Source organism: Avibacterium endocarditidis, assembly GCF_965138825.1.
Classification (GTDB): domain Bacteria; phylum Pseudomonadota; class Gammaproteobacteria; order Enterobacterales; family Pasteurellaceae; genus Avibacterium; species Avibacterium endocarditidis.
This window is the reverse complement of record NZ_CBCSDH010000011.1, coordinates 63,656-85,884: the sequence shown is the minus strand read 5'-3', so window position 1 is coordinate 85,884 and position 22,229 is coordinate 63,656. Positions and strand designations below refer to the sequence as shown.

The following is a 22,229-nucleotide window of genomic DNA, read 5'->3' as shown; positions in this document are numbered from 1 at the left end:
TCCCATAATTAAGTCAGGTTCTTGTGGCTTAAATATTGATAGCTTCATACTCTCTCCTTTTCTACTACAAACAAACACCAGTCAATTCTTCAAGTAATTTCATAAGGTTTGCTTTTTCACCTTGCAAGGCTCGCAGCTCCCGCATTGCTTCAATAGCAACAAAATTTAAGCTGCCACACCGGTGATAGAAAAACTCTTGTAAGGTTATATCTGGCATATAATCCGAAAGTTCTAAATCATCAAGATCAATATCTACATCAACGTCAACATCGACAGTGACGGTATGAGTAATGATTTTCCCCATTTTTTTCTCCTATAAGGCAATAAAAAACCGCTATTTAGCGGTTAGGTGTCAGATTTTGAGCCTTTATATAATCCACAACTGGCACACTTACCGATTGCTATGGCTCAAACTGCTTACCGAGCGCAAGGCTCGCGTAGCCAATAATGTCTTCCCAGTGGTCAGGAAAACTTTCATTGCCATTACAAATTCGAGTGACTTTCGCTTGTATCATTGTCATTGCGTAAGCCGCCACTTTATTTCGTTCAAATAGCTGGCTATCAATAATGGGCTTCATCAGGTGATAAAAAGTTTCTGCACCGCTGACAAAGTCTCCGTGCGTTTTTTCTCGTTCGTTGAGTAGTTCGTTTGTGTTCATTGTTCGTGCACCTCTAATAAATCATCATTTAATTCAAATCCATCATAAAAATCAGTTAATTCAATTCCGCATTTCCCAACGCAAAAACCTTCTTCTTTGCTAAATAGGTGTCGCGTTAAGTCATTAACATCCCATAACGTAGTATTGTTGTAGATATAGTGGATTCTCACTGTTGCGTATTTTAAAAAGTAATTCAGATGTTCATTAAATTCATCATCTTCATTGGGAGAGTCCACCCAAAACTGATTAATATGGATAATGGCTTGCTCGACCGTTTTTATTCCTTCTTCTTTTAAAGAGTCAGAAAAGTCTTTGAAGCCAAAATCTATTTCCCAGTTTGCGCTTAGCTCTAGGTCAATAAAATTAGGGGCTGTCCTAGATAACAACTAAAAAATCTATTTAGGTTAGAATGAACCAATGAGAAAAAGTCATCTAAGTCAGCACAAATAAAATAAACTCATTGAGCTATTTGTTGCAGGTGTTACTGCAAGGACAGCAGCAGAGTTAGTCAATGTAAACAAAACGACTGCCGCATATTACTTTCATCGTTTACGCCAACTCATCTATCAAAACAGCCTTCACTTAGAGATGTTTGAAGGTGAAATTGAAGCCGATGAAAGTTATTTTGGCGGTGCTCGCAAAGGCAAACGTGGTCGTGGTGCGGCAGGGAAAATTGCGGTATTCGGGCTTCTCAAGCGCAATGGCAAGGTTTATACCGTTGCGGTTCCAAATACGCAATCTGCCACCTTGTTACCCATTATTCGGGAGCAGGTAAAGCCTGATAGTATTGTTTACACCGATAATTATCGTAGTTATGACGTGCTTGATGTGAGTGAATTTAGTCATTTTCGTATCAATCACAGCACACATTTTGCTGAAAATCATAACCACATTAACGGAATTGAGAATTTTTGGAGCCAAGCAAAACGCCATTTACGCAAATTTAATGGTATCCCAAAAGCGCATTTTGAGCTTTATTTAAAGGAATGTGAATGGCGTTTTAATTACAGCAACATAAAAAGTCAAATTTCTATTTTAAAACAATTGGTTAAAGGGAGTTTAGTCTAGTTATCTAGGACAGCCCCTAAAATTATTCAACCGCACTTCATAACGTTTTTTCATTTTTCGCCTCATAAAAAAGCCCTTAAATAAGGGCTATCGTCTAAAAAACTGTCTAGATTTCGTCTAGGATTGTCTAAGCTAGACAAGTTAAATTAGGATTATTTCAACGCATCTTTCAACGCATTCAGCGCATTATCAAGCTCTGTTGAGGTATCAAGGAGTTCATTTAAGAGCCGTTCATATTTTCCTTTCGCTTGTACCGCATTAAGGATTAACGGATCAAGAAGGGTTCTTAAATTGTGCTTTTCTTCAGCTTCCTGTTTTTTCGCTCTTGCTAATTCTGCCGCTTGTTTAGCTAAGTTTTCCAGCATTTCGGGGGAGAGCTTGTCTAATTGTTGCATATCTTTTTCCTTTGTTGTTGGTGTAATTGGGGATGTTGGGCGTAATTCTTTTTTTAGATCAAGTTTTGCGACCCAAAGTTTCGGCCCGTATTTGTTACTTGTGATTCTAATCAATCCAAATTCTTGCAGATCGTTGAGGATTAGCTTTGTTTCGTCATCGGTTAAGTGGATAGAACCACACTTCCTGTTCTTAAATGATTTCTCCGCATCAATAATGCGTCCCTGCCGAGTTCTATTGCTCCATAGGACTTCCAGAAATACTGTGGCAACATTCGCTAATCTAATCCCGAGTTTGTTTGCCTTAATATATTCATCAATCACCTTTTTCATATTTTTCACTGTATAATCTCCATAAATTAATCCTGCGCTTTGGTTAGTAATACAATCATTGCCTAATAGCTCTACCCGTTTTTCATCAATGAATAACGCCGCGGAAATATCATCTTTGAAAGATGGGAAGTTGACAACAGAACCATTAAGCGAGATCCTAGGTATAAATTCATTGTTTTGAGTCTTTAATACACCAATAAACCCCGATTTACTCTTAAAAGCTCCGTGTAATAAATTGGAGTGCCATTTGTCTGATGTGTAGAGTCTCATACCTCCCTCCTAACCATTAATTTTCGGCTTTTAATGCCCTAAGTGCGATCAAAAATTCGGGAATATATTTATCAAACGCCTTCATTAATATTTCATCACGTTGTGCTGTGTAAAGATAAAAAGGCTGTTTTTGATATTCAGGGCAATAACTGACAAAATCCCACGTCTCATAGCCTGTCACCCATAAGGCGGATTGCACTTGAATAACGTACTCACTCGGCACACCACCTTCGAGCAAATATTTGATATGGGTTTTCATTTTGGGGCACTTGATTTCAAGCCCTTTTCTAAGGGAGGGAATGAGTCCATCGGGGCTAATCATTAGCTCTTTGTCGGCATTGAGATAGACACCGCCAACCTGTACAACATCATTGCCTGTTTCAAACTCATACGCCATTCTTGCCAGTGGCTCAAGCTGATTGCCGCGTTCCATTGCAGCGGTTTTTACGCTTTCCTTCGCGCCTTCAATGATTTCGGCAATCAGTTCAGCAAGATAGCTCAACCAGCTAGCGGACTTTTGCCCGCTGTTAGATACAATATTTTTAATGCCCGTGCCGGTAGGAATGCCTAGCCGTGCGGCTAGCCATTCTTCCGAGCCTTGTTCACAATCAAGGGTGATCAAACCGTCTATCATAGTGGGATTCCTTCATCTGCGTTATTGGCTTGATTTTGTGCATTTTGTTTATCAAGTGTAAGATTTAATTTTTTCAATACGCCTTCTGCACGTTCTGCCGTTATCAGCTCTAATTCATTCACTCCAGCTGATGCCAATACTTTTTCAAGCGGTGTACCAGTGAGTTCAATTAACTGACGAATTTCTGCTACTTTTTCAGGCGTGGCGTGAATGATATTTGTCGCAGTGGTGTCAATGACCGTTGGTTTTGGCGTTACATTTAACGGTTCTTTTTGATTTTCTACAATGCGTTCAGCTTCGTCTTGGTCGTAAATACCTGTAAAGCCAAAAGCTAACCTTGCGCATTGGATCATTGCTTTATGGCGTAACATTCGTTTTGGGTGCGATTTCCACGGTTGCGTGTTGCGGCTACATTCGATCATATATTCCGTAACTGTTGTTGGGCGAGTGCGGTCTTTACGGTAGATATTACAGGTGCAACTGTTATCATCATTAAAGGTAAATTCAATACCGTCAAATTGTGGGTGGTCGTTCATAATGCGAGACCAACCATCCACGCCGACAATCGGCACAATGCCACCGTTATTTGGGAATGCGTAGATTTCATTTGTCCAAGGGTTTAAGCCGTGTTGGTTAGCAACAACCAGTAGGGCGGTCATTTGGTCGGGGCTTACATTTTGCCCACGAAAGGCAGTTGCCATTAGGGTTTGTAGTAGATTTTCGCTACTGCCCATTTCAAAGCGTTCAGCGAGTTTTTGAGTGAGTGTTTGAAGTGCTGTTGTCATCGTATAATCCTTATTGTTTAACAATCGTTGCCGTAATACCCAACGCTTTCACTGGGGCAAAATGTTCTCTTAATTGCTCAAGTGTTCCTGTGAAAGGAATTTCTTGAGCTGGGATTTTGAGGATAAATTGCGTTGCCGCAGGTAGCATTTCTTGCGTTGGCGTTTGCGGTTCAATATGCGCGGTGTTTTCATTGGTTTCTGTTTTTTCGTTGGTTTGTAAGGCGTTAAGGTTTGCTTCCGCTTCTGCGCGCGCTTTTGCTTCTTGTTCCGCTTTCACTTTTATTTCCGCTTCGCGTTTTTGTTCATCGGCAATGCGTGCTTGAATGAGTGGTTCAAGCTCGTCATCGCCAGTAATCAGATTGAGCCAATCCTTAAAGAGATACTCATAAGAGATAGGGATTAGCTTGCGACGCGCAGAAAGTCGTGCGGCTTCTGCTGCAATTTCTGCCGCGATAAGGGTTTCTTCTGCGTTCACGGCTTTGATGAGCGTAGCAAGGAGGCTACGGCGTTTAGTAGCTTCTTCTAAGCGTTTTTTAACAGTGGCTTTTGGAATAACCTGTTCAAGGGCAATGCACACATCGCTTTCAAAACCTGATTTGATCACTGAAATTCGCTCAAAAGCACCATTGACAATGTTTGCTTTGATCTCTTCTTCTTTGGTGTTCACCAGTTTTTCACGTTCTAAGCGCGCTTGGCGGAAACGTTCGGCAATGTCTTGGGCTTGTTCAAGCAATTTGTTAATATTGCCTTGCTGTGCATTTTTAATTGCCGTGCGCGTTTTATCCTCTAGCTCTTTCAGTAATTTCACTTCTTCTTTTGCTTGAGCAAAATCATTATCCGTCTCAAATGTTTGTGTGAGCGTTGATAAAAATTGATCTGCTTGCTTTTCAAAGTCGGTAATATTGCAAGCAAGCACTTTGCTTTCAGTGCTAATAATTAACTCAAATTTTTGGTTTTCCATTTATCCTCTCCCGTAACAGTTACTTTTCCAATAATCGCAATCATCATCGCAAGGCTCGAAGTTATCGCTATCATCAGGATCGATTTTATCTTCGTCTTGTTGCTCAAATTGCTCATAATAGTCTTGGTCGCTATCGCATTGCCAAGCACTTAAAAATCCGCGGCGTTTCATTGTGTTACCTCATTTCTGAAAGATTCTTCAAAAAAGAGCATTATTCCTTGCTGTTTGCACGTCTGTATTTTCTCTTTAAACTCACGTGTTTCTTTTGCCATTTGGGGCGAATGGCAAACAGGCGTACGATAAATATTTAAATTCGTTTTGAGATTGGCGATGTAGCCACGAAATCCACCGTCGTTGGCATAAATGCCTACTTCATAAGCGAGGTTGGCTTTACTCATTGATTTTCTCCTGCAAAAGTGCGGTGTAATTTTGTAGATATTTTTCGCTTTCGGCGGTTAGGTTTGGTTGTAAATCGCCGTGTTCTTTTTTCCATTCTGGGCTTGCCTGGAGTTGCATTTCTGTGATTTGTTCTTGGCTAAAGCCTTGAGCGGTATAGTGTTCTTCAACGCTTTGGGCGTAAGCCTCTGCAAGGCTCAGAGCAGAGATAACGACAAATAAAATGAGTAGGGTTTGTAAGGTATGTTTGATCAGTGCGTTCATTTTTTTACTCCCAATAAATTACAATTGCGTTAATTTATAAGCCAAAAGCTCAACGTGATCTTTATTTTCCTTATCTGTCTCAAAGTTGAGTATTTTTCTTCCCGAAGTGACAATTTCGTTGTTAAATTTAACGGTGGGCAATCGTTGATTAATCTCATCTAGTCCATACTGGGTGAGATTGAAAAAGGTGAAAATATGAAGAGCGTTATTATGGTAATGGTTTACGATAACGCCCAATGCTGAGATGTAATAATTAGCTATAAAGTGATTGCCTAATTTACTTCTTAGATAGTCTCCTACGGGAGTTTTGAATTTTCGTGTTGGCATTTTTGTTTCCTTCATAAAAAAGCCCACCTGTTACAGTGGGCAACCTTAGGAGTATGTCTGCACGGGGTTTAACGCCTTCCGTGTGGGCGTATTAGTTGTTCAACCTTGATTTAGCGACTTCAATCAAGAGCTGATATTCTCTTTTTGTTTTTTCATCGTGAACTTCCGCGGATTTTTTCAAAAACTCCTCAACAGAGCCACTAAAACAGCCTCTAGTAGCCCACAATACTCCTTGTTCAGTTTTAAATATGGTTAATGTACCGTACTCCGTGCCCACGTTCGAAAACCAGACAATACCAGATCTCTCGCACACCTTGGCATTACTGCACACCCAGGCATCGCCGTACACCTTGGCATTGCCGTACACCTTGGCATTGCCGTACACCTCAGCATCGCCGAACACCTCAGCATCGCCGAACACCTCGGCATCGCCGTACACCCAGGCATCGCCGTACACCTTGGCATCGCCGTACACCTTGGCATTGCCGTACACCCAGGCATCGCCGCTCTGATCTAAGTTTGACTCTTTCTCAACATAGCCACCTAAATCACCAGCACTAACGCCAATTGATGCGATTTCGATTATCGCTTTTATGCGATAAAGTTTAATTTTAGTTGTAAGCCCGATCTCGATATACTCGTCGGTTAATTCATATTTTTTCACTGAGTTTCTCCTATTTCTCATCTCATTCAGAACCACACTCAAAGCCACGATGAAAAAAACATAAAAAGGAATGGCTAAGAATGCGGTTTTGAATGGTGCCCCAAGTAGGATTTGAACCTATCTGCCTATCGGTTATGAGCCGATTGCTCTTACCTATTGAGCTATTGGGGCAATGTTAAGACTGTGATTATTTACCCTTGCCACAGCCAGCAGATAACTTCGGCTACTCCCTTGCACCTTATTATGTGCGACCAGCTTTCACCTAAACACCTTGTCGGATTATGATTTTTCCTCATTGAGGCATAATGCTGTTGTAGCGGTGGTTCTATATGGTCTTCCACGCTTTGACTAACTACTCACCATCAGGCGACAATGTGTTTTATCTAAATTGTTAAAGAGCAAATTCGGTTAAAAAAACCTTTATTAAAACCCACTAGGGCTTGAATAAAGGCTCTCTCGAGCCTAAGCGGTGATAATGTTCATTTCAGTAAAGTAGCGTTTTGTACATAAATCACGAGAGCCATCATTTACGCCAGCATTGAGGCTTTCCATTGCGTTGCGTAAGGCTTCAATCACTTCGGCAAAAGGTTTAGCTTGGCGTGCTTCAAAAAGTGCATTGCTTGATTTTGCGTTTGCGATTTTGGCTTTCCACTCATTCCATACGTTCGCATCTTCACCGGCGATTTTTACAGTAAGAGAAAGTGCCGCGCTGTCGCATACCTTTCCGCTCACTTTCCAGCCTTGCGGTAACACTTTTTTCACGTTTGCCATAATTTCTTTTTTCATTTGTTGGTTGATGTAAGCCATTTTGTTTTTCCTCGTTGTTTCGTTTTGATGGGTGTATTGTGTACCATTGGTTCATATATGTAAAGAACTTTTTGTTCATTTTGTGAAGTAAAAAGTACCAAAAGTACACATATTGTTGATTTTTAAAGAAAAATATTTTCAAAAAATTTGTTTGATTGCTTGTTTTTTAAACAATTCGAGAATGGAGAAGTGAAATTTAAGAAATAAATTTTGTTGAAATACCATTTTCGCGACGCCACGAAAATGGTTAAGCAAGGAAAGATTGATTATCTAACAGATTGAAATGATTGTAGTTTATGGATTTAAGCACGATTTGAGTGGATTTAAGCAAGATTTGGGCAAAAGAAAACCGCCACGAGGGCGGTTTTTGCGACGCTATTTTTTTAGCGATTTAGACTTCTTCTTTTTCTTGCTATTACGTTTAGCCTCTATTTTGGCTTGATATTCTAACCACCAGTCAGGATTGTTGTCAGGATTGCGCTTTAATATTTCGGCTAATCCAACACCAATGCTAAATGATTGAATGCCATCGATGTGTTCCGAAAGTTCTTCTGAAATTTCCTGCTTTAAAGGGTTTAAAATAAAATCTACCCCTTTTATTCTTGCTTGCTTAGCAGCAGGGACAAAGTCCGAATCTCCAGCAATGAGAACGATCACATCGACAAGTTTCTCATATGAAAGGATAGTAATATCCATTCCAAGTTTAACATCAACACCTTTTTGATTAACTTCATAGTACCAGTCTGCATTAGTTAAATCTTCCCATCTCTTTTTGCCCCTGCGAAGCTCTTTTAAGGTATGATCATTAAGTTTCCAATCTGTTGATTGTAATTTGCCCATTCGTAGTGCCGTTTTTCGTGTTCCTTTCAGTTTTGCGTGAAATTCGGCTCTAAGTTTATTCATTGGTTCAGCTTTAAAATTTTTATCTCTAGGTGTGCTTTGTCCTTTCTCTGGATGAGGTAATTTAACTTGCTTATCAAGTGGGGGGCTATCATAGTAATAAATGCGATATAGCTCTTGTGGCTCTCTTCCTGAATGTTGTCCGCGCTCAATTTCGGTATGGAATTTAACAATTTTCCACATTAAATCAATCAGGTGATCTGCGGTTACTTCTTGTGTTTTAAAGTATTTTCTAATAAAAAAACCAACTTTGGCAAAGAAAAAACCACCATCAATTAGAATTGCTGTTTTCTTCATATTGGGAACTCGTTGAGATGATAAAGAAAAACCCATAACAGCCGTACAGATAGTAAAAATGGTCTGTGAGCTGCTATGGGTTCCGTCATTTATGATTTATAATAATATCTAATCTTTTAATGTCAAGCTAAATTTGATCATTTTAATTTAAATTCAACCTATGCCCCATCTTTATCTTCACCTTTGCCCACTACCACATCAGCAAACTGATGTAGGTTTTCTAGTTGAACCGATAGCATACAGGTGATTAGATTCCGTAATGATGCTGGCTCAACGCGCAGCAAACCTTCTAAATATTCTTTCTGCTCTGTTTTAGAATATTCAGTACGGCGTAAAGCCTCTTTGATCAAGGCAATGAGAAACTTATCGTGATCGTGTTCTTTCATTTTGGACTCCGTATATACTCAACCGCCACGTCCAATAAATTTCAATTACTGGTTTGGTAGTTACAAATAACTCCGATGCTCAACCGCCACGCCAATAATGCGAATTTCTTGTTTCATTGAACTAAGGGTTGGGAAATCTGGGTTAAGGGGAACAAGCTCAAAATGTGGATTACCTGATTCGGAAATTTCGCCTAATTCACGATAGCGTTTTAAGGTTGCTTCACCGTTTCCATTGACAGCGGCTACAAAATCACCGGGGTGAGGGCGTTTGCGAATGTCAATTAACACTAAATCCCCTTCGCTAAATTTAGGCTCCATCGATAAGCCGCTTATCCTCAAAAAGAACGCGTCTTCGCCTGCATCTATCTCTGTGTCAATATAGTCATAACCTATACTATCGTGAAAATCGCACGCATCTGTCCATGTACCTGCTTGAATTGAACTAATAAGGGGATAAGAGTGGGATTTTTTAACGTTCGCAGGAACAACATTTTGATCGCCAAATGTTAGCCATTCCGGTGTCACTCCTAAATATTTGGCAAGAGCATAAGTTTTACTCGGTGAGGGGGTTGTTTCTCCGCTAAACCATTTACTGACCGCTTTAGGCGTTACTCCAAGGATTTTGGCAATTTCTGCACCACGCCCCCATTCTGCTAAACCTTTTTCTTTACAAGCAAGATCTAATCGTTTAGCAAAATTCTCTCTGAATTTTTCTTCTGTAATCATTTTTTATCTCCGTACCATCGGTTCAATTATAAATAAATATTGAAGTACTTTCAGTTCTGATTTATTATGTACTTAATGTTCATATTTTTATGAGGAATTATGAAAACACTTACACAAATTATTGACCATATTGGAGCTTCAAATGTAGCTCAATTATGCGGTATTACTTCTCGGGCTGTGTATAAGTGGCGAGCTTCAAATGCATTGCCAAGAACAGATTACACGGGAGAAACGCAATATGCAGAGAAATTAGCTAATGCTCTCAATAATAAAATAACGGCTGACGACATTAAGCGACTAGCGAATCCAGCTAATCGCTAATTTACCAAGCCCACCCAAAAACAAAACCACAAAATCCACAAGGAATTTATGGCAATGAAGAAAACGATTATTGAAATGATAGAGAAGTGCCAAGGCGGAAAAGCAGCCGTTGCGGGCTTTCTTGGTATGACAGAACAGGCGCTAAATAACCGCCTTTATCAAACCAAAGGACAGCGTTTCACCTGCGAAGAATTGATTGCGATTGAGCTTGAATATGGCGTAAGTGATTGGTCGGATGAAATCAATCGGCGTTTAGGCAAGGTGAGTTTTGCTGTACCGAACGAAAACGAAACTGACTTAGTCGAGCTATCGCAGTTACAACTGCAAGAACTAGCAGAGCGTGGGATTTTATTTGCCAAGCTCAACGAATTTTTAAGCGATGGCGTGCTGACACAGGAAGAACAAGATGTGCTGCATAAGTTGTTGCATAAATCACAACAGACCACGGCAAAAGCGATCGAAGTGGCGATTGCTATTCATAAGCAATAAAAAACCACCGCGGACACGGTGGCTAATCAATTTAGGAATTAACTATGAAGGAAAATATTAATCCAAATGAAAAACAAAGTCAAAGCCAATGTAACAAAATCTTGGCTTATCTAAAAACAGGTAAAAGAATCACCGCACTTGAAGCATTAAATCGCTTTGGCTGTATGCGTCTTTCTGCCCGCATTTTGGATTTGCGTGAACAGGGTTATCCCATCACAGACGAGATGATGAAAGATCCAAATTCTGGCAAGCGTTATAAGGCTTATTGGCTAGCGGAGGGTGTATGAGCAATCAATTTATTCCAAATTCGTTCCAGCTGCCTAATGTGGTGGTGGATGATTTAATTCGAGATTTAACTGGTGCGGAACTCAAATGTTACTTAGTCATTGTGCGTAAGACAAAAGGCTGGAATAAAGATTGCGACGCGATTTCTATCTCTCAGTTAATGGAAATGACAGGGTTGAGTAACAGAGCGGTGATTGATGCCTGTAATCATTTAACAGAAATCGGGTTATTAACTCGCCAAAAAGGGGCAAGAGGGGTGAATGTTTTCACGCCTAACCTGTGTAAAAAGTTCACTAGTGAAGAAAGTTCACCTGTGAAAAAAGTTCATAGCGCCTGTGAAGAAAGTTCACAAGATCCTGTGAAAAAAGTTCACACACAAAATAACAATAAAAACACTCCTATAAAACCAATTAAAAAAACTTCGCAAAAAAAATCGCAAAGTGCGGTGGAAATTTTGGCAAGTTTTGGCATTGAGGGGGAGCTTGCTGAAGATTTTATCCGACACCGAAAAGCCAAACGTGCGGTTATCACCAACACGGCGATGGCACGACTGAAAAAACAAGCGGATTTAGCCAAATTGCCACTTGGGGAGGTAGTGGCGATGATGATTGAACGGGGCTGGCAAGGCTTTCAAGCTGATTGGGATTGGAAAACGGCGGACAGCAAAAAGCCAAAGTTCAGCGATGATGACGATAGCTGGTGGCGTGGCAAAACCATTGAGATTCGGGGGTATTGATGAACCAAATTACCGTAACACAACTGCAAAATGCGATTGGGCGTGAGCCAAACTATCACGCACCTGTGGGCAAGCAAGAAATCCCACCGCACGTTGCCAAATTTGTCGATCGCCTGTTCGTCCGCCTGAAAGCAATATTCCCCGCTTGGCAAGCGGCATTTGACGGTGAAGAAGGCTACCAAGAAGCCAAGCACCTTTGGCTTGAAGCCTTGGTGAATAACGGGGTAACTAGCGCAGCCCAATTCAAGCGTGGCATTGCCCAAGCGGAACGTGAAAATAAACCGTTTTTCCCGAGCGTGGGGCAATTTATCACTTGGTGCAAACAAGACCGTTTTGAAGCGTTAGGGCTACCGAGCGAAGACGAACTTTACGACCGCCTGAAGAAATTCCAAGGCTGCGGAATGCTGGAAATCCACAAATTCCAATTTGAGAGCGATGCGGAATATTGGTTGCTCACAGACTTGTATTGCAACAATCGTGAGGCAACGGAAGAAAAGTTGCGCAAAGCAGTGAGCAAAGCGTTGAAAGCGATGGCAGCACGCTTGGAAGCGGGCGAAACTTTGCCTAAACCGCAAATCACCTTGCCAGCTAAACCGAGCTTTGTTCCGCCTGAAGTGCAAAGAAAAATTAATCAACACGGCATTGAAAAATGCAAAGCGATTTTAGGGATGAAATGATGACCGAACAACAATTCGATAAAGACACGTGGCGCACACCGAAATATGTTTTTGACTGGCTCTTACGGCGTTTTAACTGGTTTGATATTGACGGTTGCGCGACCTATGAAAACGCTTTGACCTATCGTTACATCGGTAAACCAGCACCTGAAGATTATGAACATCCCGATGAATCGCCTTGGGGTGAAAAATACCCTATTGCGGCAGATTTTTTGGGCGAGGATTTATTCGAGCGATTGCTTGATGTGGTTGCGGAAACCTGTAACGGCAACTTACGCATTTTCGTTAATCCGCCTTACTCCAACGTTACGCCTTACTTGCAACGAGCAAAGGAATTACGCGATGCAGGTTATTTGGTGGTGATGTTGCTCAATAACGACAAATCCACAAAATGGTATCAAAACCATATTCACGGCGTGGCCAATGAAGTGATTGATATTGTCGGCGGGCGCATTAATTTTCTCCACCCGGTAACAGGTGAAGAAATCAAAGGCAACAGCAAAGGGCAAATGGTTGTGGTGTTCGATCCAGCAATGGAAGATTTTGTACAGCGTTCGGTGAGTTTGGATTTTGTAAAAAAGGTAGGTGGGTATGGATTATGAAAGTTTAGCGGTTAGTTTTTGGGCCTTGATAATTTGCTTTGCGATTTTATCTCGAGTCAGGTTTTAATGGATAGAAAATGCCCTAAATACGGAGAAGGGATTGAAGACTAAGGTAAGTGGGTATGGCAAGTAAAACACGTCGCAAAACTGAGATCCACGCGGTGAAATATGCCAACGGGGCGATTGTGGCAGAAACGGATTACGATCGCAATTTGTTGAAGTCATTACCGATTGGAAGTGCGGTGAAAATTGTGCCGTTATCTCATAATCGCAATTACCAGCATCACAAGAAATTTTTTGCCTTGCTTGATGCAGGCTATGAATATTGGCAGCCAGAATTTAGCGTTTTAACTCAGGCGGAAGAATGGATTGCCCAAGCCGTGGCAAAAGAAATTGCGATAGCGGCTAATGATGAGAATTTATATTCCAACATCACAAAACCCATTGCCGACAAAGTGTTAGCCAAAGTGCGGTCAAATCGTGAAGCAAAATTGGATTATGAGGGAATGAAAACCCTTGAAGCCTATCTCGATCACGTGATGAAAAAAGCAGGTTTTTATGACATTAAACCAAGCCAAGATGGCGGCACGATAAAAACACGCTGGTCTATCGCCTTTGATAAGTTGCCACAGGAAAAATTCAACGAAGTGTACAAGGGCGTGTATGGCGTGATTTGGAATGAAACCCTATGCCATATCTATCAAGATGAATGGGCATTGGAGAATAAGATTAATCAGTTGATGGCGTTTGGAGGTTAGATGAATTTACGCAAAGAAGCCAAAGGGCGAGATTGTCAAGTGCGGTTGCCTGGTATTTGTAATTTTAATCCTGATACCGTGGTGCTGGCTCATTATCGTATGGCTGGAATTAACGGCATGGGAATGAAACCCAATGATTTAATCGGCGCATGGGCCTGTGGCGCTTGCCACGATGAAATCGATCGCCGCACTCGTCAATTAGAAGCGGATTTTGTGCGCCAAGCTCACGCAGAAGGTGTAATGCGAACCCTTGTGCAACTTGAACGAGAGGGAAAACTATGAGAGAGCTAACTTTAACCCTCCCTTACCCGCCTACAGTAAATCATTACTGGAAGCATACAAAATCTGGCGTGCATTATGTGACGACACAAGGCAAAGCCTACCAGCAAACAGTGAAAAATCTCACAAAAAATACACCGCACTTTGCGGGTAAGGTGGCACTGAATATTGCAATTTACCCACCCGATAACCGCAGGCGAGATATTGATAATATTTTTAAAGCATTGCTTGACGCTCTCGTCAAAGCGGGAGTGATTAAGGATGATAGTTTGATCTTTAAATTAAGTGCCGAAAAATGCGGAGCGGTTAAAGGTGGAAAGATTGAAGTTGTTATTGGGGAGATTGTTTAATAATGGAATTAGTTTTTAACGATATTAAAAAAGTTTGCACCCAATGGGGCTATTGGGCTACACCACGATTAGGCACAGAATATCCTTGCCTTTCGGTGAGCATACCCGTGCCTATTGATGAGAGCAAAAGACGAGCAGATCCAATCAGTGAGCCATTGGCTGAGGAAATTGAACGTTGCGTGCTAGTGATGCGTAAAGCAACACCTGAGCTTTATGATTTGTTTATGGCAACTTATGCTTACCGTTTGCCACTTTATAATGAGTACGATCGCAATCGTGCGTTAGTGAGAATGGGGATTTTGGAAAGGTTTGGGATCGGTCGCCGCACTTATTTTGAACGCTTAAAAATAGCAGAAACATCACTGATGTTAATGTTAAGCCAAAATAACTGTATTTTTGTTGCGTAAGCATATTTTTTGTGAAAACACTTGACTAGTGCGCACTAAAACACTAACATTTTGTCTATAGTGCGGTTTTGCACGTTTAAAACGCACGAATGAATTTTAACAGCCCTGATCGGAAACGGTCGGGGTTTTTTATTTAGGTGACAGTATGGAAATTACATTAGGCGAAAAAATTAAGATTAACGGCGAAGAAGTGCCAGAGTATTTACTCAAGGCACTTTATGAGAATTTGAAGATGAAATTTAAATGTGCTTATACTGTAAGAGTCTGCAACGGTAAGTGTATTGTTTCAGGCGGTACGAAATCTTCGAGTCTTACTTAAATTCGTATAATCATTTTAAACCTCTGCTATTTTATTGCGTGGAAACTCTATCTTAGCAGAACTTATAGCTCACTGTAACAAGTGGGCTTTTTTGTTGTCCCGAAATGGGGCGGAGTATGAAAACTATGAAAGATATGGGGACGCAAAGCTATCTTTGGTCAGGCTTTGGTGGCTTTTTAGCTTGGCTTGGCGATCAACAAAATTTAATGATGTTGAGCCTCGCCATCGGTATTGTTACCGCACTTGCTAATTTATATCAACGTATTTGTGATTGGCGGGCGAGAAAGCGTGATGAAGAACGTAAGGAAGAAATCCATCAGCTCACAGTGGCGAGATTGAAAAAAGGGCTAGATATTAAATGAAGCATTTCAAAAAAATTGCGGGTTGTTCGGTTGTAGCAATCATTGGCTTAGTAATGCTTAATCACTCCGACGAAATCCGCACTACGCAAAAGGGAATGGAATTAATCGGCGAAGCGGAAAGCTGTATGCGTGAGCCGTATAAATGCCCTGCTGATGTGTGGACGGTTGGAATTGGGTCAACAGGCGATATTACCTTTGGCAAGGTTTATTCGGATAAAGAGATTGCCTACCGTTGGGCGAAAGATATTCAGACTGCGGAACAGTGTGTCAATCGTTATGCTAATGGTAGAAACTTACCACAAGGCGCATTTGAGGCATTAACTTCACTCACCTTTAACGTAGGTTGCAGCAAGCTCAAAACATCTACGATTTACCGTTACGCAAAACAAGGTGATATTGCTGCAATATGTGAGCAATTCCCGCGCTGGAAATATTCTGGCGGGAAAGTGCTTAAAGGTTTGGTAGCCCGCCGTGAAAAAGAGAAAGCACTATGTTTAACCAGTTTAAAACGTGGCTAAATCTCACCGCACTTTGTCTGATTTTAGGCTTGTGTGGTTGGGTTTGGTATCAGTCACAGATGATAAGTAGCTTAAAAGCCAAAAATCAAGCGCAAGCCCAAACCATACAGCAACTTAACCATAGCTTAGCGGAAAAAACAAGGCAGTTAAATGATGAGCGAAAATCCACCGAAAAACAGACCGCACTTGAACAAACCCAGCGAGAGAAAGCAGATGAAGACATTCAAGTCATTTACAAAACGATTAAAGTGCAAGACTGTGCTAATCAGCGCTTGCCTAATGACGTTATTAAGCGGTTGCGCTAAATCAGTCATCAAAACAGAGCCTATTTTACCGCCTAGCATTTACTTAATTCCTTGCCAACAAACTGCTTTTCAAGGTTCAACTTACGGCGAGGCGATTGTTTATTTGCGTATAGTACAAAAAGAGCGTGAGATTTGTGCAGGGCGATTAAGTGGCGTGATTGAATGGAGTAAATTAAATGGGAATGCTTTATAAGTCGAAAAAGAAATTGATTGAAGAAGGCTTCACGCATTACGGACGGCTTTGGGATATTCCCGTTTATGTTAAAGACATCAATAGCGAAGCTCCAGAAATCGTTGCAGCTAACTTTATTCCTGATTGGGTTTTGACTGCGGCAGATCATATAGGATTTTTTATTGAGGGATTGATAAATATTAACAATCCTGAGTATGAACCGATGTTTAAAATCCGCATCACCGGAGAAATTAAATAAGAATTAACTTATATCAAATGAGTGAGGAAGATATGACAGAACAAGAACAAACCACGCCACCTTTTACACGCGGTGAGAAATTAGTTGGTATTACCTTTAACGTTGGTGCGAGACAAGATGTACACGATTGCAAGCAGCGATTTGCTTTTGCTATTGATCAGCTTGAGGCGCATAAACAAGATGCTTTTGCACAAGGTACACTAAACTCAACAAAAGAAATGCTTATCGAGGAAGCACAAAAACGCATTCTTGATGCTCAGATGTGGGCGGTTAAAGCATTAACTTATGGAATTTGATGATGAAGTACTATAACTTTTTGTTTACTTATATCCATAATGGCGAAGAGCAATCATTTTACATTACGGCATCAAGCGTTAAGGAAGCAAAAGCATTGGCTGAGAGTATTTGTGCAGGATTGCATTATGCCAATGACTATGATGAGGTGGTGGGAACCGAAGCAGTGAGTAAATTTGGAGGGCAGAAAATTGCTTGGATTTGCTCGATGCCAGCAGACGAATTGCCATTCCCGTTTAAGCAGCTCAAAAAGGCTGCTTTATTTTTTGCTTATGGTACAGACTGTCAGTGCTGCTTAGGCTATCGCATTATGGGCGGGTTGTTGCTTGGTGGACTAATTGGTTATTTGGCGGGGTAAAGTTAGATGGCGAAGAAATCATATGACTGGGTAGCAATTAAGGTTCAGTTTATCAATTCTTCGCTTTCCGCAAAAGAATTTGCGGAAAAATACGGAATACCTTATGGATCGCTATCGAAACAAGTCGCGCAAGGGAAGTGGATAGACGAACGGAAATTGATCGGAAAAGATGCGGAAAACAAGAGCATTGAATTTTCGGTTAATAATCGAGCCGCAAAACTTGCTCAAATTGATGATGATTGCGTTAAAACAGCAGAGCTGATTAATAATAAAATCATTGAGTTGCTGCCTACTATAGATAGCCCTGTTGCGCTTAAAGCACTATCAGGGGCGCTAAAAGATACCCAGTCCGTTACTCGCCTAGCCTTGGGAGCAAGCACGGAGAATCAGGCAACATCGGAAGGGTTCGACCGTGAAAATTGGTTAAAGAGATTAAGCGAATATGAGCAAAACACTAACGGATGATGAAATTATTCGGCGCTTGAGCGAAATTTATCGCGCCGATTTTTTGCGTTTTGCAGCAGATTGCTTATGGATACGTCCGAAAAAAGGCGGGTTAGTTCGATTTGTACCAAATGAGGCGCAGACGGATTTTATTAATCGCTTTATTGAGTCTATGACCATTAAAGGTTATGCGCGTTTTATCATTTTAAAAGCAAGGCAGATGGGGTTTTCCACCCTGATTGAAGCATTAATTTATTGGTGGACGATTAACCACGCAGGGACAAAATCTCTGGTATTAACGCACTTAGATAGCTCGACAAAAGAATTATTTGAGATAACTAAGCGTTATCACGATTATACACCTGAGACGTTTAAAACACCTGCTAATCGTGCCAGTGTTAATGAGTTAGCTTTTACGGGGATTGATTGCGCAATTAAAACTGCTACGGCAGGGAGTAAAAACGTTGGACACGGCTCAACAATCCAGTGTTTGCATTGGTCTGAGGTGTCCCGCTCAAAAAACCAAGAAGATATGACGGCAGGGGTAATGCAAACCGTGCCAACGGGCGAAGGCTCAATGATTTTCTTGGAGAGTACGGCAAATGGCCCTGGTGATTATTTCCACGCAACTTGGGAGGCGGCTCTGCGTGGTGAAAGTGAGTTTGAGCCGGTTTTTTATCCTTGGACGGTGATGAAAGAATATGCCATCAGTGCGGAAGGCGTGAAGTTTTCCGAAGAAGAATTGGATTACCAACGTTTGCACGGCATTAGCGATGAGCAATTAGCTTGGCGGCAGTCGAAAATCAGGTCGTTTAAAGGTTCAGAAGATCGAAAAATTGCGTTGTTTGCCGAGCAATATCCTATCACGGCAGAAGAAGCATTTCAGTCCGCAGATGGCTCTTTAGTGAGTGGCGATAGTGTAACCAAAGCACGCAAAGCAACCTATGAGCCGATTGGGCCTATTGTGATGGGTATTGACCCTGCAAGACGTGGTAAAGACAGTACAGGAGTAGTTATTAGACAAGGGCGCAAAGTAATTAAAGCCTTACGCTTAAAAATCCCAGATACAATGCTGGTGGCAGAGCGCTGTGCGAAATTTATTACTGAGTTTAATGCCGATGCGGTGTTTGTCGATACGATAGGCATTGGTGCTGGTGTTTATGACAGGTTAAATCAACTAGGTTTTGGAGAGCGAATCTTTGAGGCAATTGCTAGCAATACGGCTGACAATGATGATGCTTATGTTAATAAGCGTGCAGAAATGTGGGATCGGATGAGTGAGTGGCTTAATGCAGGGGCAGATATACCGGATAACGATTTATTTGCTAGTGATTTGTTGTTGCCTAAATATGATTATGACAGCAAAGATCGGCTATTGCTCACCGCCAAAAAGAAACTACCACGCTCTCCCGATGTAGGCGATGCTTTGGCGATGACCTTTTATTTAAAAAATATTGTCCCACGCTCACCGCAACCTGATGAGTATGATGGCATTAGACGGACGCCAACTAGTGGCGGGAGTATGATAAATGGAAACATCTAGCGAAAAAATTGCGTTACCCAAAGATGAAGAAACGCAAGAAGAAATCCACGATAAACTTGCCGAAAGGGTGATGGATAATTTTAGGATTGCGCAAGGGTATCGTGCGAGAATGGAGATACAAGGCAAGACGGTGGAGAGTTGGTTTTATCGCTTGTATAACGCCTATAACAAAATCCACGAACCCGAAGAATTGGCCAATCTAAAAAATATGAAAACCTATTTTGGGTTAATTCAAAATAAGGCCAATATGGTATCGAGCTATATCCGCTCAAAATATATTAATCACAGAAATCCACCTTTTGATATTGCGCCCACACCAATTGTAGAGCTACCAAAAGACAAGCAAGAGCAAGGTTTTGAGCGAGTAAAAGCAAAGCTCACTGAAGTGGTATTGGATAATAATTTGCCGTTTGAAGCCTTAACTGATGGCTTTTTATTACATCCGAAAATTGCCAAATTTATTGAGGAGCAAAGCAAGCAGGCAAAAGAAACATTGCGCGAAGAAGAATTTAAAATCGCCAGTGAAGCCACAACTAAAATGGCAAGGTTAATTAAAGATCAGCTTATCGAAGGGAATTTTACAGGCGCAATGACGGAAGCCTTATTGGATTTGGCGCTTTATCCTGTAATGGTGATCAGCTATGAAAATGAAGCTGTTGTCGATCAGGTATGGAAAAACGATAAATACGAAGAAAAGATTGTTATTCGCCCAACATTTAGACGTGTAGAACCAAGCAATGCGTATTTCTCACCTGATGCAACTAATGCGCAAGACGGTTCATTTTTTATCGAACTCGCGAAACGAACGAAAGCACAACTGGCGGGCTTTATTGGCAATGAAACCCTAGGCTATTTTGATGAAGTGCTGAAAGACATTATCGAAAATGGCGACAACCAATGGCTTGGCATTGACACAAATGAAAGTGGTACATTGGATAATAGCTTACTTGATGACGAAATTCATATCTTGCGATGCCAAATGCTTGTTCGTGGTGCAGACTTAATTGATTATGGTGTACCAATCCAAGAAAGCGAAAAATTTAAGTATTTTAATGCGGACATCGAAGTATGCAATCATCGGGTTATCCGATGTAACATTGTGGCTCACCCAAAAGGTAAACGTACTTATTTTTCAGCCAGCTATAAACGGGTGGCAGGAGAGCCTTATGGGATTAGCGTAGGTATGATGGTTTATGACAGACAAATCTCTATAAACCGCACGCAATATGCAATGCTACTTAATACACGTTATGCAGCAGGCCCGATGTTAGAAATTGATGCGGCTGCTTTTGACAGCCCGCAAGATGTAACGATGGAACCGTTGCATCGGGTTTACACGAACCCAACCAAGGAAGGCTATCTTAACGGCATTAAACAACATCAAATCACCCCAACATTTCCAACCCTATTTAATCAGATGACAAACGAGATTCGTCTTGCCGATGACGAGTGCGGATTGCCTTCATTTTTGAATGGGAATGCGGGATTGCAAGGCGCTGGGCAAACCTTAGGTGGCTTAGCAATGATGACTGATAATGCCGTATTAGGTTTAAAAGATTGTGCATTAAATATTGACGAGTACTTTATTCGCCCAGCAATTACGCTGATTTATGCGACAAACCTGGTAACCAGTAAAGATAAGTCAATTAAAGCAGATGCCAAAATTGTGGCAACAGGATTGCTTGGTCTTGAGGCTGAGTTAAATAAATCCAAAGAGCTGGCAGGGCTTGTGCCACAAGCTGGACAAATTGTTCAGCAAGGAATGCTCCCAGAACAGCTTTATCGCGATCTTGTTCGGGATTATTTCAAATCAAAAGGGATCGACACTGACCGTTATATGCCGAGTGATGGCGTGCAGTCCGATTTAAATAATATTCAGATGCAAAGCCCAACAGACGGGCTAGACGGAAGGAGCTTGAGAGTAATGCAATGAAAATTGACTTAGATGATGTAAAACAAAACGATCAGGTTTGGCACGATCGCTATGGATGGGGAAAGGTGATTCGAGTTCAATCTGGCACTTGCGATGTCAAATTTAATGAATCGCCGACACTATTAACCTTTACTGAGGGTGGGTATGCAGGAAATTTTAAAGTGCTATGGTGGCAACCACCAATGTTATTTACGCCGAGAAAAGGAGTAAATTACCAAAAATTGCTAGAAATTGTACCGCACTTAATTGATTGGAAATATGGAGGGCAAAATGAGTTGTAATCCAAATGTTATTTCTATTATCTCACCTGCCAGCATTGATCCAAAAGGCTTTTCCGTAGGTTCAAAAGCTGTTTTAGTGAGTGCATATGGACTAAATGCGCTTGATACCATTACCTTTAAGCGTGTGAATTATTGCTCTAATCAAGGAAATTATAAGAGCGAAGGTTGCTGCATTATTGAACCAACGCCAGCAGAAATAGCCAGTGCAATTCCTTATCAGCTGGGATATTGCACACCTACTCTTTCGGCAAAGCGTTCAACGCTAGTGATTCGTTACACAGGGAATTATATTCCGGTGGTGAATAATCAGCATAGCCCTGACTTAACCGTCACGATAGAACCCATTAATGGCACTGATTTTAGTGACAAAGAGCTAGGCATTGTTCCTTGTGGGTATCAGGCTAGTGTGCCATTGCCGATTAGTTTAGATGATGGGGATTGTTGTGGAGTGATGTTTATGGGGTATTTATTTCACCCAAATGAAACGCGTGATCCAGAAGCAACGGTTAAAATTTACGATTGTGAAAAGTTCGTTGGTTATGCCTATCCCACTGCAGGCGATGGGCATACATTACCTATTGAGGAGTGTAACGGGACTATTGTGGGGTATGCGGTAAATAACTCGCCAACAGCTCCAGAGATTATCCAATGTAATTAAAAGGGAGAAA

General features: G+C 41.3%; 40 protein-coding genes and 1 tRNA gene. 24 read left to right on the top strand and 17 right to left on the bottom strand.

Translation table 11 applies throughout. From position 1 onward, the window contains the following. Nucleotides 1-64: 64 nt before the first annotated feature. From ACNAV8_RS07945 to ACNAV8_RS07935, 3 genes are all read right to left on the bottom strand, one after another. Nucleotides 65-304 carry a hypothetical protein gene (locus tag ACNAV8_RS07945; RefSeq protein WP_103855717.1) on the bottom strand — a complete coding sequence of 80 codons (240 nt, stop codon included), beginning with the start codon at nt 302-304 and terminating at the stop codon, nt 65-67. A 97-nt stretch (nt 305-401) separates the two neighbouring features. Then, nucleotides 402-659 (bottom strand): DUF6378 domain-containing protein, encoded by a 258-nt coding sequence (locus ACNAV8_RS07940; RefSeq protein WP_103855718.1) that lies wholly within the window; start codon nt 657-659, stop codon nt 402-404. Continuing rightward, the gene (locus ACNAV8_RS07935) at nt 656-1,045 is read right to left on the bottom strand and encodes a hypothetical protein (protein WP_415777528.1); all 390 of its coding nucleotides are present in this window, start codon (nt 1,043-1,045) and stop codon (nt 656-658) included. Before ACNAV8_RS07935 ends, ACNAV8_RS07940 begins: the two co-directional genes overlap by 4 nt. A 73-nt stretch (nt 1,046-1,118) precedes the next feature. Between ACNAV8_RS07935 and ACNAV8_RS07930 the strand changes: the two genes are divergently transcribed. Further along, nucleotides 1,119-1,727: an IS1595 family transposase gene (locus ACNAV8_RS07930; RefSeq protein ID WP_245872616.1), complete on the top strand. Its 609-nt coding sequence runs from the start codon at nt 1,119-1,121 to the stop codon at nt 1,725-1,727. Between the two features lie 152 nt (nt 1,728-1,879). Here ACNAV8_RS07930 and ACNAV8_RS07925 read toward each other — a convergent pair whose 3' ends face one another. The 14 genes from ACNAV8_RS07925 to ACNAV8_RS07860 form a co-directional block, all read right to left on the bottom strand. Beyond that, the gene (locus ACNAV8_RS07925) at nt 1,880-2,722 is read right to left on the bottom strand and encodes a hypothetical protein (protein ID WP_415777527.1); all 843 of its coding nucleotides are present in this window, start codon (nt 2,720-2,722) and stop codon (nt 1,880-1,882) included. A gap of 16 nt (nt 2,723-2,738) precedes the next feature. After that, nucleotides 2,739-3,356: a YqaJ viral recombinase family protein gene (locus ACNAV8_RS07920; protein WP_415777525.1), complete on the bottom strand. Its 618-nt coding sequence runs from the start codon at nt 3,354-3,356 to the stop codon at nt 2,739-2,741. Further along, nucleotides 3,353-4,141: a phage recombination protein Bet gene (bet, locus tag ACNAV8_RS07915; RefSeq protein ID WP_103855721.1), complete on the bottom strand. Its 789-nt coding sequence runs from the start codon at nt 4,139-4,141 to the stop codon at nt 3,353-3,355. The genes ACNAV8_RS07920 and bet overlap by 4 nt, the downstream gene beginning before the upstream one ends. Before the next feature lie 10 nt (nt 4,142-4,151). Beyond that, nucleotides 4,152-5,102 (bottom strand): hypothetical protein, encoded by a 951-nt coding sequence (locus tag ACNAV8_RS07910; RefSeq protein WP_415777523.1) that lies wholly within the window; start codon nt 5,100-5,102, stop codon nt 4,152-4,154. Next, the gene (locus ACNAV8_RS07905) at nt 5,103-5,273 is read right to left on the bottom strand and encodes a hypothetical protein (protein WP_181022047.1); all 171 of its coding nucleotides are present in this window, start codon (nt 5,271-5,273) and stop codon (nt 5,103-5,105) included. Next, nucleotides 5,270-5,500 (bottom strand): hypothetical protein, encoded by a 231-nt coding sequence (locus ACNAV8_RS07900; RefSeq protein WP_103855723.1) that lies wholly within the window; start codon nt 5,498-5,500, stop codon nt 5,270-5,272. Before ACNAV8_RS07900 ends, ACNAV8_RS07905 begins: the two co-directional genes overlap by 4 nt. Next, nucleotides 5,493-5,762 carry a hypothetical protein gene (locus ACNAV8_RS07895; RefSeq protein ID WP_103855724.1) on the bottom strand — a complete coding sequence of 90 codons (270 nt, stop codon included), beginning with the start codon at nt 5,760-5,762 and terminating at the stop codon, nt 5,493-5,495. Before ACNAV8_RS07895 ends, ACNAV8_RS07900 begins: the two co-directional genes overlap by 8 nt. An 18-nt stretch (nt 5,763-5,780) precedes the next feature. Then, a complete protein-coding gene (locus ACNAV8_RS07890; RefSeq protein ID WP_103855725.1) occupies nt 5,781-6,089 on the bottom strand; it encodes a hypothetical protein in 309 nt (102 codons plus the stop codon). Nucleotides 6,090-6,180: 91 nt separating this feature from the next. Then, nucleotides 6,181-6,774: a hypothetical protein gene (locus tag ACNAV8_RS07885; protein WP_415777536.1), complete on the bottom strand. Its 594-nt coding sequence runs from the start codon at nt 6,772-6,774 to the stop codon at nt 6,181-6,183. 72 nt (nt 6,775-6,846) lie between these two features. Continuing rightward, a tRNA-Met gene (locus tag ACNAV8_RS07880) sits at nt 6,847-6,924 on the bottom strand. A gap of 291 nt (nt 6,925-7,215) precedes the next feature. Continuing rightward, the gene (locus ACNAV8_RS07875; RefSeq protein WP_103855655.1) at nt 7,216-7,560 is read right to left on the bottom strand and encodes a hypothetical protein; all 345 of its coding nucleotides are present in this window, start codon (nt 7,558-7,560) and stop codon (nt 7,216-7,218) included. A gap of 375 nt (nt 7,561-7,935) precedes the next feature. Then, nucleotides 7,936-8,757, bottom strand: a complete 822-nt coding sequence (locus ACNAV8_RS07870) for an NYN domain-containing protein (protein WP_415777520.1) — start codon at nt 8,755-8,757, stop codon at nt 7,936-7,938. Nucleotides 8,758-8,915: 158 nt separating this feature from the next. Beyond that, nucleotides 8,916-9,143 (bottom strand): hypothetical protein, encoded by a 228-nt coding sequence (locus ACNAV8_RS07865; protein WP_103855654.1) that lies wholly within the window; start codon nt 9,141-9,143, stop codon nt 8,916-8,918. A gap of 60 nt (nt 9,144-9,203) precedes the next feature. Then, nucleotides 9,204-9,869 (bottom strand): LexA family protein, encoded by a 666-nt coding sequence (locus ACNAV8_RS07860; RefSeq protein ID WP_410679816.1) that lies wholly within the window; start codon nt 9,867-9,869, stop codon nt 9,204-9,206. A 99-nt stretch (nt 9,870-9,968) separates the two neighbouring features. Between ACNAV8_RS07860 and ACNAV8_RS07855 the strand changes: the two genes are divergently transcribed. The 23 genes from ACNAV8_RS07855 to ACNAV8_RS07745 all read left to right on the top strand — a co-directional run bounded on the left by ACNAV8_RS07855 (nt 9,969) and on the right by ACNAV8_RS07745 (nt 22,219). Continuing rightward, complete coding sequence (locus ACNAV8_RS07855) at nt 9,969-10,190, top strand: hypothetical protein (protein WP_103855423.1); 222 nt, start codon at nt 9,969-9,971, stop codon at nt 10,188-10,190. A 48-nt stretch (nt 10,191-10,238) separates the two neighbouring features. After that, nucleotides 10,239-10,679, top strand: a complete 441-nt coding sequence (locus ACNAV8_RS07850) for a YmfL family putative regulatory protein (protein WP_103855424.1) — start codon at nt 10,239-10,241, stop codon at nt 10,677-10,679. Between the two features lie 44 nt (nt 10,680-10,723). Further along, nucleotides 10,724-10,966, top strand: a complete 243-nt coding sequence (locus ACNAV8_RS07845) for a helix-turn-helix domain-containing protein (protein ID WP_103855425.1) — start codon at nt 10,724-10,726, stop codon at nt 10,964-10,966. Further along, nucleotides 10,963-11,700: a replication protein gene (locus tag ACNAV8_RS07840; protein WP_103855426.1), complete on the top strand. Its 738-nt coding sequence runs from the start codon at nt 10,963-10,965 to the stop codon at nt 11,698-11,700. The genes ACNAV8_RS07845 and ACNAV8_RS07840 overlap by 4 nt, the downstream gene beginning before the upstream one ends. Beyond that, nucleotides 11,700-12,377 (top strand): replication protein P, encoded by a 678-nt coding sequence (locus tag ACNAV8_RS07835; RefSeq protein WP_103855427.1) that lies wholly within the window; start codon nt 11,700-11,702, stop codon nt 12,375-12,377. Before ACNAV8_RS07840 ends, ACNAV8_RS07835 begins: the two co-directional genes overlap by 1 nt. Further along, a complete protein-coding gene (locus tag ACNAV8_RS07830; RefSeq protein WP_103855428.1) occupies nt 12,377-12,979 on the top strand; it encodes a DNA N-6-adenine-methyltransferase in 603 nt (200 codons plus the stop codon). The genes ACNAV8_RS07835 and ACNAV8_RS07830 overlap by 1 nt, the downstream gene beginning before the upstream one ends. A gap of 122 nt (nt 12,980-13,101) precedes the next feature. Then, nucleotides 13,102-13,737, top strand: coding sequence for a DUF1367 family protein (locus tag ACNAV8_RS07825; RefSeq protein ID WP_103855429.1), 636 nt, complete (start codon nt 13,102-13,104; stop codon nt 13,735-13,737). Further along, nucleotides 13,738-14,019, top strand: coding sequence for a DUF1364 domain-containing protein (locus ACNAV8_RS07820; protein ID WP_103855430.1), 282 nt, complete (start codon nt 13,738-13,740; stop codon nt 14,017-14,019). It begins immediately after the preceding gene. Beyond that, complete coding sequence (locus ACNAV8_RS07815; RefSeq protein WP_103855431.1) at nt 14,016-14,366, top strand: RusA family crossover junction endodeoxyribonuclease; 351 nt, start codon at nt 14,016-14,018, stop codon at nt 14,364-14,366. The genes ACNAV8_RS07820 and ACNAV8_RS07815 overlap by 4 nt, the downstream gene beginning before the upstream one ends. Before the next feature lie 2 nt (nt 14,367-14,368). Further along, nucleotides 14,369-14,773 carry a hypothetical protein gene (locus tag ACNAV8_RS07810; protein WP_103855432.1) on the top strand — a complete coding sequence of 135 codons (405 nt, stop codon included), beginning with the start codon at nt 14,369-14,371 and terminating at the stop codon, nt 14,771-14,773. 145 nt (nt 14,774-14,918) lie between these two features. Further along, nucleotides 14,919-15,092: a hypothetical protein gene (locus ACNAV8_RS07805; RefSeq protein WP_415777516.1), complete on the top strand. Its 174-nt coding sequence runs from the start codon at nt 14,919-14,921 to the stop codon at nt 15,090-15,092. Nucleotides 15,093-15,208: 116 nt separating this feature from the next. Next, nucleotides 15,209-15,454, top strand: coding sequence for a hypothetical protein (locus tag ACNAV8_RS07800; protein WP_181022025.1), 246 nt, complete (start codon nt 15,209-15,211; stop codon nt 15,452-15,454). Beyond that, the gene (locus ACNAV8_RS07795) at nt 15,451-15,972 is read left to right on the top strand and encodes a lysozyme (protein WP_103855434.1); all 522 of its coding nucleotides are present in this window, start codon (nt 15,451-15,453) and stop codon (nt 15,970-15,972) included. The genes ACNAV8_RS07800 and ACNAV8_RS07795 overlap by 4 nt, the downstream gene beginning before the upstream one ends. After that, nucleotides 15,945-16,277 (top strand): DUF2570 family protein, encoded by a 333-nt coding sequence (locus tag ACNAV8_RS07790; RefSeq protein ID WP_103855435.1) that lies wholly within the window; start codon nt 15,945-15,947, stop codon nt 16,275-16,277. Before ACNAV8_RS07795 ends, ACNAV8_RS07790 begins: the two co-directional genes overlap by 28 nt. After that, the gene (gene lysC / locus ACNAV8_RS07785) at nt 16,252-16,470 is read left to right on the top strand and encodes an Rz1-like lysis system protein LysC (protein WP_103855436.1); all 219 of its coding nucleotides are present in this window, start codon (nt 16,252-16,254) and stop codon (nt 16,468-16,470) included. Before ACNAV8_RS07790 ends, lysC begins: the two co-directional genes overlap by 26 nt. Continuing rightward, nucleotides 16,454-16,708 carry a hypothetical protein gene (locus ACNAV8_RS07780; RefSeq protein ID WP_103855437.1) on the top strand — a complete coding sequence of 85 codons (255 nt, stop codon included), beginning with the start codon at nt 16,454-16,456 and terminating at the stop codon, nt 16,706-16,708. The genes lysC and ACNAV8_RS07780 overlap by 17 nt, the downstream gene beginning before the upstream one ends. Before the next feature lie 32 nt (nt 16,709-16,740). After that, the gene (locus ACNAV8_RS07775) at nt 16,741-17,004 is read left to right on the top strand and encodes a plant Invertase/pectin methylesterase inhibitor family protein (protein WP_103855456.1); all 264 of its coding nucleotides are present in this window, start codon (nt 16,741-16,743) and stop codon (nt 17,002-17,004) included. After that, complete coding sequence (locus tag ACNAV8_RS07770; protein WP_415777513.1) at nt 17,004-17,360, top strand: hypothetical protein; 357 nt, start codon at nt 17,004-17,006, stop codon at nt 17,358-17,360. The genes ACNAV8_RS07775 and ACNAV8_RS07770 overlap by 1 nt, the downstream gene beginning before the upstream one ends. A gap of 6 nt (nt 17,361-17,366) precedes the next feature. Further along, the gene (locus tag ACNAV8_RS07765) at nt 17,367-17,825 is read left to right on the top strand and encodes a hypothetical protein (RefSeq protein WP_103855439.1); all 459 of its coding nucleotides are present in this window, start codon (nt 17,367-17,369) and stop codon (nt 17,823-17,825) included. Beyond that, entirely contained in the window at nt 17,803-19,347 is a 1,545-nt protein-coding gene (locus tag ACNAV8_RS07760) for a hypothetical protein (RefSeq protein ID WP_103855440.1), read from the top strand. Before ACNAV8_RS07765 ends, ACNAV8_RS07760 begins: the two co-directional genes overlap by 23 nt. Next, a complete protein-coding gene (locus ACNAV8_RS07755; RefSeq protein WP_103855441.1) occupies nt 19,334-21,280 on the top strand; it encodes a hypothetical protein in 1,947 nt (648 codons plus the stop codon). Before ACNAV8_RS07760 ends, ACNAV8_RS07755 begins: the two co-directional genes overlap by 14 nt. Then, nucleotides 21,277-21,561 (top strand): hypothetical protein, encoded by a 285-nt coding sequence (locus ACNAV8_RS07750; protein ID WP_103855442.1) that lies wholly within the window; start codon nt 21,277-21,279, stop codon nt 21,559-21,561. Before ACNAV8_RS07755 ends, ACNAV8_RS07750 begins: the two co-directional genes overlap by 4 nt. Then, nucleotides 21,551-22,219 (top strand): hypothetical protein, encoded by a 669-nt coding sequence (locus tag ACNAV8_RS07745; RefSeq protein WP_103855443.1) that lies wholly within the window; start codon nt 21,551-21,553, stop codon nt 22,217-22,219. Before ACNAV8_RS07750 ends, ACNAV8_RS07745 begins: the two co-directional genes overlap by 11 nt. Nucleotides 22,220-22,229 lie beyond the last annotated feature (10 nt).

Bases quoted from the DNA above. Each gene is read 5' to 3' on its own strand.
- ACNAV8_RS07945 (WP_103855717.1), bottom strand. From the start codon at position 304: ATGGGGAAAATCATTACTCATACCGTCACTGTCGATGTTGACGTTGAT.
- ACNAV8_RS07940 (WP_103855718.1), bottom strand. From the start codon at position 659: ATGAACACAAACGAACTACTCAACGAACGAGAAAAAACGCACGGAGAC.
- ACNAV8_RS07925 (WP_415777527.1), bottom strand. From the start codon at position 2,722: ATGAGACTCTACACATCAGACAAATGGCACTCCAATTTATTACACGGA.
- ACNAV8_RS07920 (WP_415777525.1), bottom strand. From the start codon at position 3,356: ATGATAGACGGTTTGATCACCCTTGATTGTGAACAAGGCTCGGAAGAA.
- bet (WP_103855721.1), bottom strand. From the start codon at position 4,141: ATGACAACAGCACTTCAAACACTCACTCAAAAACTCGCTGAACGCTTT.
- ACNAV8_RS07910 (WP_415777523.1), bottom strand. From the start codon at position 5,102: ATGGAAAACCAAAAATTTGAGTTAATTATTAGCACTGAAAGCAAAGTG.
- ACNAV8_RS07905 (WP_181022047.1), bottom strand. From the start codon at position 5,273: ATGAAACGCCGCGGATTTTTAAGTGCTTGGCAATGCGATAGCGACCAA.
- ACNAV8_RS07900 (WP_103855723.1), bottom strand. From the start codon at position 5,500: ATGAGTAAAGCCAACCTCGCTTATGAAGTAGGCATTTATGCCAACGAC.
- ACNAV8_RS07895 (WP_103855724.1), bottom strand. From the start codon at position 5,762: ATGAACGCACTGATCAAACATACCTTACAAACCCTACTCATTTTATTT.
- ACNAV8_RS07890 (WP_103855725.1), bottom strand. From the start codon at position 6,089: ATGCCAACACGAAAATTCAAAACTCCCGTAGGAGACTATCTAAGAAGT.
- ACNAV8_RS07885 (WP_415777536.1), bottom strand. From the start codon at position 6,774: ATGAGAAATAGGAGAAACTCAGTGAAAAAATATGAATTAACCGACGAG.
- ACNAV8_RS07875 (WP_103855655.1), bottom strand. From the start codon at position 7,560: ATGGCTTACATCAACCAACAAATGAAAAAAGAAATTATGGCAAACGTG.
- ACNAV8_RS07870 (WP_415777520.1), bottom strand. From the start codon at position 8,757: ATGAAGAAAACAGCAATTCTAATTGATGGTGGTTTTTTCTTTGCCAAA.
- ACNAV8_RS07865 (WP_103855654.1), bottom strand. From the start codon at position 9,143: ATGAAAGAACACGATCACGATAAGTTTCTCATTGCCTTGATCAAAGAG.
- ACNAV8_RS07860 (WP_410679816.1), bottom strand. From the start codon at position 9,869: ATGATTACAGAAGAAAAATTCAGAGAGAATTTTGCTAAACGATTAGAT.
- ACNAV8_RS07855 (WP_103855423.1), top strand. From the start codon at position 9,969: ATGAAAACACTTACACAAATTATTGACCATATTGGAGCTTCAAATGTA.
- ACNAV8_RS07850 (WP_103855424.1), top strand. From the start codon at position 10,239: ATGGCAATGAAGAAAACGATTATTGAAATGATAGAGAAGTGCCAAGGC.
- ACNAV8_RS07845 (WP_103855425.1), top strand. From the start codon at position 10,724: ATGAAGGAAAATATTAATCCAAATGAAAAACAAAGTCAAAGCCAATGT.
- ACNAV8_RS07840 (WP_103855426.1), top strand. From the start codon at position 10,963: ATGAGCAATCAATTTATTCCAAATTCGTTCCAGCTGCCTAATGTGGTG.
- ACNAV8_RS07835 (WP_103855427.1), top strand. From the start codon at position 11,700: ATGAACCAAATTACCGTAACACAACTGCAAAATGCGATTGGGCGTGAG.
- ACNAV8_RS07830 (WP_103855428.1), top strand. From the start codon at position 12,377: ATGACCGAACAACAATTCGATAAAGACACGTGGCGCACACCGAAATAT.
- ACNAV8_RS07825 (WP_103855429.1), top strand. From the start codon at position 13,102: ATGGCAAGTAAAACACGTCGCAAAACTGAGATCCACGCGGTGAAATAT.
- ACNAV8_RS07820 (WP_103855430.1), top strand. From the start codon at position 13,738: ATGAATTTACGCAAAGAAGCCAAAGGGCGAGATTGTCAAGTGCGGTTG.
- ACNAV8_RS07815 (WP_103855431.1), top strand. From the start codon at position 14,016: ATGAGAGAGCTAACTTTAACCCTCCCTTACCCGCCTACAGTAAATCAT.
- ACNAV8_RS07810 (WP_103855432.1), top strand. From the start codon at position 14,369: ATGGAATTAGTTTTTAACGATATTAAAAAAGTTTGCACCCAATGGGGC.
- ACNAV8_RS07805 (WP_415777516.1), top strand. From the start codon at position 14,919: ATGGAAATTACATTAGGCGAAAAAATTAAGATTAACGGCGAAGAAGTG.
- ACNAV8_RS07800 (WP_181022025.1), top strand. From the start codon at position 15,209: ATGAAAACTATGAAAGATATGGGGACGCAAAGCTATCTTTGGTCAGGC.
- ACNAV8_RS07795 (WP_103855434.1), top strand. From the start codon at position 15,451: ATGAAGCATTTCAAAAAAATTGCGGGTTGTTCGGTTGTAGCAATCATT.
- ACNAV8_RS07790 (WP_103855435.1), top strand. From the start codon at position 15,945: ATGTTTAACCAGTTTAAAACGTGGCTAAATCTCACCGCACTTTGTCTG.
- lysC (WP_103855436.1), top strand. From the start codon at position 16,252: ATGACGTTATTAAGCGGTTGCGCTAAATCAGTCATCAAAACAGAGCCT.
- ACNAV8_RS07780 (WP_103855437.1), top strand. From the start codon at position 16,454: ATGGGAATGCTTTATAAGTCGAAAAAGAAATTGATTGAAGAAGGCTTC.
- ACNAV8_RS07775 (WP_103855456.1), top strand. From the start codon at position 16,741: ATGACAGAACAAGAACAAACCACGCCACCTTTTACACGCGGTGAGAAA.
- ACNAV8_RS07770 (WP_415777513.1), top strand. From the start codon at position 17,004: ATGATGAAGTACTATAACTTTTTGTTTACTTATATCCATAATGGCGAA.
- ACNAV8_RS07765 (WP_103855439.1), top strand. From the start codon at position 17,367: ATGGCGAAGAAATCATATGACTGGGTAGCAATTAAGGTTCAGTTTATC.
- ACNAV8_RS07760 (WP_103855440.1), top strand. From the start codon at position 17,803: ATGAGCAAAACACTAACGGATGATGAAATTATTCGGCGCTTGAGCGAA.
- ACNAV8_RS07755 (WP_103855441.1), top strand. From the start codon at position 19,334: ATGGAAACATCTAGCGAAAAAATTGCGTTACCCAAAGATGAAGAAACG.
- ACNAV8_RS07750 (WP_103855442.1), top strand. From the start codon at position 21,277: ATGAAAATTGACTTAGATGATGTAAAACAAAACGATCAGGTTTGGCAC.
- ACNAV8_RS07745 (WP_103855443.1), top strand. From the start codon at position 21,551: ATGAGTTGTAATCCAAATGTTATTTCTATTATCTCACCTGCCAGCATT.